The organism is Candidatus Cloacimonadota bacterium, from assembly GCA_034661015.1.
Lineage (GTDB): Bacteria > Cloacimonadota > Cloacimonadia > JGIOTU-2 > JGIOTU-2 > JAYEKN01.
In genome coordinates, this window is sequence record JAYEKN010000093.1 from 3,772 (window position 1) to 8,669 (window position 4,898).

Genomic DNA, 4,898 nt, shown 5'->3' on the forward strand with positions numbered 1-4,898 from the left:
ATTAGATAGAAAAGCAAATGAATAATGAATATTTAGTGTTTTTGGTATGTTTCGTAGTGAAAAATATTTTAACACAGAAATGGAAATAATGAAAAAGACATATTTTATTGCAATCTTATTAATTTTCGCATTTGTTAGTAACGTTTTTACAATCGAACCGCATTTTATGAAAGATCTCGCAATTTCTCCTGATGGGAAAACCGTTTGCTTTTCCTATCTTTCTGATTTGTGGACTGTTCCGTTTGCAGGTGGCGAAGCAAAAAAGATAACCGCGACCGTTGGGAACGACACTGATCCTGTCTATTCACCTGATGGAAAACGGATCGCATTTAATTCCAACATGGATGGGTTTATAGGAATTTATGTTATGCCGGCAGATGGTGGAGATGCAAAATGCGTGTGCAAAGAACGTTTAGCCGTAAGAGATTGGTTTAAAAAGAAATCTTTGTTTGGCTCCAAAAACGGAACTTTGCTCGCCACAGGATATGAACTCGGATTGGGAAGAAATTTTTATTCAGTTCCTCTTGATGGTTCCAGACCAAAAGAAATAACCGGAATTGGCGACTATCACTGTGCCCTTTCGCCGGATAATGAAAAATTGATCTACCAAAAACGAGGTAACAGTTATCGAGAACGATATAAGGGAAGCCACAATGGTGAATTGTGGGAATACGATCTTAAAAATAATAAATATACAAAATTAACAGATTCCGATCTGACAGAATGCTATCCTGTTTATTCATCTGATGGAAAAAGCATTTTCTTTGCTGCCACAGATTTTATCGCTGACAATGAGGCAGTTTATCAACTTTATAAAGTTACGGATAATGATTTTGATAACAAGGTGCAGCTCACGGATTTTGATGTTTGGTCAGTTCGTGATATTAATATCGCCAAATCAAATGACCGGATTGTTTTTGAGAAATTTGATGAAATTTGGAAGTTCGATCCCCAAAAAAATGAAGCAACAAAATTGCAAATAGACATTAAACAGAACATTCTCAAAGAATTTGAAATCACTAAAAAGGAAAAAAATGTTGCATCGGATTACGCAGTATCACCAAACGGAAAATTCGTAGTATTCTCAAATGAATTTGACCTTTTCGCCGTCCCGATAAAGGGTGGAGAAGTAAAGCAGATCACACAAGATATTCAGGGAATTGAAGATATCGCTGTGATGCCGGATAATAAAACGATTTATTTTACAAAGATGGAAAAAGGAAAACCAACTTTGTATAAAACGGTGATTACCGATCTTGATAAAATTGAAACGGTTAAATGGTTTAAAAACAAGCATATAACCAATCTCCAAGTCAGCGATAAAGAAAATGAAAACCTGATCGTTTACTTCTCGGATGATGATTTTCGCAATCAAATTGCCAGCGTGGATTATGAAAATGATAAAGTAAAACAACTCTTATCAGGCAAACATGTGGTAGAATTCAGATATAGCCCTGACAATAATTATGCTTTTTACATCACTATTCGATCGGGTTCTTGGGATAGAGTTCTCTGGTTAAAAGATTTTGAGAATGATACTGACGAGATGATCTTACCTTTTCATGGGAATTTAAATAATATTTTATGGGGAGAATTTGGCAACTATGCGTTTTTTGATAAACAATCTAAAATTTGCAGAATTGCCCTTCAACCAAAAGATGATTATTGGGATGAAGACGACAATTGGAAAGAAATTTTGGAAGCTTCAAAAGACGAAGATAATGAAAAGGATAATAAAAATGAAGATACAAAGGATGAAGATAAGGGTGAAGCTGAAAAGGAAGAAGAATCAATCCAAATTCAAGTTGATGTAGAAGGTATTCGCAATAGGATAAAAACAATTAGTTCAAGATCTGGTCACAATTGGCTCGTAGCCCTCGCTCCGGACAGTATTATCTATTATATGAATACCCGTTTTCAAGAAGATTCCGATAAAAGGAAATATGTTCTTCGTAAAATGGATTTCAACGGTGAAAACGATGAGGAGATAAAATCTTCCGATTCCAACGTCGGTAGTTTAACTTATAATAAAGAGCAAGATTGTTTCTATTTCATTGAAAGTAATTCTTTGAAAAAACTAACGACTGGCGGCACTGTTTCTACGGTTGAAAATGATTTTAATTATTCTTATAACGAAATGGATTTGAATAAAAAGGTTTTTGAGAATGCTTGGGAGACTTTCGGCTGGCAATTTTACGATCCAAATATGCACGGAGTTGATTGGGATAAAATGTATAAACGCTATTATCCTTATCTGCGATATACTTATGATCCGGTAATGATGGATGACATCATGTCCGAAATGATTGGGCAGGTAAACGGTTCTCACACCGGTTTTTACCCTCGCAAAAAAGATGATGGGATCAAATCCAAACGACAAGCATTTGGGGGTTTTCTCCTCGATTATTCAAAGGTACTGAAAAAAGGAATAAAATTCAAAAAAATATACAAAAAGTCCAAACTCAATAAACCGTATAATATCAAACCGGGGGATCTGTTACTTTCTGTTGATGGTGTGAAAATCACAGATAAAACAGAAATTGCTCCTCTGTTTTTTGATAAAGTGGGCGAAAAGATTGAAATGGATATTCAAACTCCGGATAGCGTGAAACACGTAACTATCAAAGGATTATCTTGGGGCAATCAATATAATATGCATTATGATAATTGGGTGAGTGAAAGAGAAGGGAAGGTGGAAGCACTGAACAATGACATTGGTTATATGCACATCAGAAGTATGAACTGGAGTTCCTACGAAAAATTTCAGCAAGATATTTTTGCAAAGTATTATGATAAAAAGGCGATTATAATTGATGTTCGCAATAATCCGGGTGGATGGATTCATGATTATTTAATCGAAGTACTGACGAAAAAACCGTATGCTTACACAACCAGCAGAACCTTCAATGCAAAGAAAAGTAAATTCCCTTCGGATGTCTGGGATAAGCAGGTTGTATTACTCATCAACCAAAATTCATTTTCAGATGCAGAAATATTTCCAACTCTTTTCAAACAATTTAATTTCGGCAAAGTTATCGGCATGCCCACAAGCGGTTCAGTAATCGGAACGTGGCATGTAAATTTTATGGACGGCTCCAGCATGCGGATGCCCGGAAGTGGCTGGTTTACAAAGGATAAAATCAATATGGAAGGTAGGGGAGCAGAACCGGATATTTATATTGATCTTACCCCTGAACAAAAAATTTCTGATGATGATGTTCAGCTTCAAAAAGCTGTAGAAGTTTTGATGGAAGATTTGTAAAAAATCTCGACTATCTAAAAAATTCCGACCCTATAGAAATAGAAAAGAAAAGACATTTCACAGAGCAGACTAGGACGACGTCTGTTGCGTTCGAGTGGGGGTAAGTCCAAGCAGGATTTGGCTCGAAAGCATTTTTTTGCTTTGAGCCGAGAACTGTGAGCAATGTTCACAATTTGCTTGTCCTCACCCCACGCTCCACTGCGGGGTAAGTCCAAACAGGACTTGGCTCGAAAGCGTTTTTTCCCTTTTTACTTTTTTGAGAATGCTTCAGCATTCTTTTTTCGATTTAGCGTGGGGGTTTACCCCCTCGCAACTCTCGGACGCCGTCCATTGCGTTCGAGTCGAGATTTTTTTTATCTTTGCGAAAGTTTAAAAAACTTTGGGAAAATTTTTTCATTCACAAAGTTTTCACTTTCGCAAAGATAGTTGTTCGAATTAATGTCGCATCTCTGATGCTCTAATTTTCACCGTCATTTTTACCGAATGCTTACACATTCGGCTACAAATATGACGCTCCTCTGGAGCTAAAAAAGTAAAAAAACTGAAATAAGCACCCGCGGTGCGGAATCTTTGTAGCATAAAATCTCGACCCTATAGAAATAGAAAAAAAAGGCATTTCACAGAGCAGACTCGGACGCCGTCTTTTGCGTTAGAATCGTAGGATACATAAAACAAACAGAATCATTTATTTTTTATGAAAATTGACAACAATTCATCTTATGGAAGAATACAATTATCAAATTTTTAATTTATTCAAAAGTAATAAATGGAGATAACGATGAATGGCATTGATAAAATTATTAGTGAAGCAGAATCGCTTTCGGTTACAGGAAGAATTTTCGTAATTGATTCACTGCTAAAATCTTTAAATTCTCCGAATCCGGAGACTGATAAGAAGTGGGTGCAGTTAGCGAAAAAAAGATTAGAAGATATACGCTCAAACAATGTGAAAACAGTAGCGGGTAACGAGGTGTTTGCAAAAATTAGAGAGCGTTTTAGTAAATGAACTTCTCTTTTCATCCTGAAGCGGAAGAGGAATTTTACAAAGCAATTGACTACTATGAAATGTGCGAGAATGGTCTCGGATACGATTTCTCAATCGAGATATACTGCACAATTCAAAGCATAATAGAATACCCGAACGCTTGGTCAATTTTGGAAGATAATATCCATCGGTGTCTTACGAATCGTTTTCCTTATGGTATCCTTTATAGTATCGAAACTAATGAGATATTGATCCTTGCAGTGATGAATCTTCACCGTGGTCCTAATTACTGGAAGGAAAGAATACCATAAAACAAAATTTGTAAATCTATAAAACATAATATATACCGACTCGGACGCCGTCCATTGCGTTCGAGTGGGGGTAAGTCCAAACAGGATTTGGCTCGAAAGCGTTTTTCTGCTTTTCATTTTTTTGAGAATGCTTCAGCATTCTTTTTTCGATTCAGCGTGGGGGTTTACCCCCTCGCAACTCTCGGACGCCGTCCATTGCGTTCGAGTCGAGATTTTTTTTTATCTTTGCGAAAGTTTAAAAAACTTTGGGAAAATTTTTTCATTCACAAAGTTTTCACTTTCGCAAAGATAGTTGTTCGAATTAATGTCGCATCTCTGATGCTCTAATTTTCACCGTCAT

General features: G+C 36.4%; 3 protein-coding genes. All 3 read left to right on the forward strand.

Features of this window, described 5'->3' with window-relative positions:
• Window positions 1–88: 88 nt before the first annotated feature.
• The 3 genes from U9P79_03515 to U9P79_03525 all read left to right on the forward strand — a co-directional run bounded on the left by U9P79_03515 (window position 89) and on the right by U9P79_03525 (window position 4,558).
• Window positions 89–3,262, forward strand: coding sequence for a S41 family peptidase (locus U9P79_03515; protein ID MEA2103692.1), 3,174 nt, complete (start codon window positions 89–91; stop codon window positions 3,260–3,262).
• A 778-nt stretch (window positions 3,263–4,040) separates the two neighbouring features.
• Complete coding sequence (locus U9P79_03520) at window positions 4,041–4,268, forward strand: addiction module protein (protein ID MEA2103693.1); 228 nt, start codon at window positions 4,041–4,043, stop codon at window positions 4,266–4,268.
• Complete coding sequence (locus U9P79_03525) at window positions 4,265–4,558, forward strand: type II toxin-antitoxin system RelE/ParE family toxin (GenBank protein MEA2103694.1); 294 nt, start codon at window positions 4,265–4,267, stop codon at window positions 4,556–4,558. The genes U9P79_03520 and U9P79_03525 overlap by 4 nt, the downstream gene beginning before the upstream one ends.
• Window positions 4,559–4,898 lie beyond the last annotated feature (340 nt).

Coding starts and splice junctions, on each gene's coding strand:
- U9P79_03520 (MEA2103693.1), top strand. CDS start 4,041: ATGAATGGCATTGATAAAATTATTAGTGAAGCAGAATCGCTTTCGGTT.
- U9P79_03525 (MEA2103694.1), top strand. CDS start 4,265: ATGAACTTCTCTTTTCATCCTGAAGCGGAAGAGGAATTTTACAAAGCA.
- U9P79_03515 (MEA2103692.1), top strand. CDS start 89: ATGAAAAAGACATATTTTATTGCAATCTTATTAATTTTCGCATTTGTT.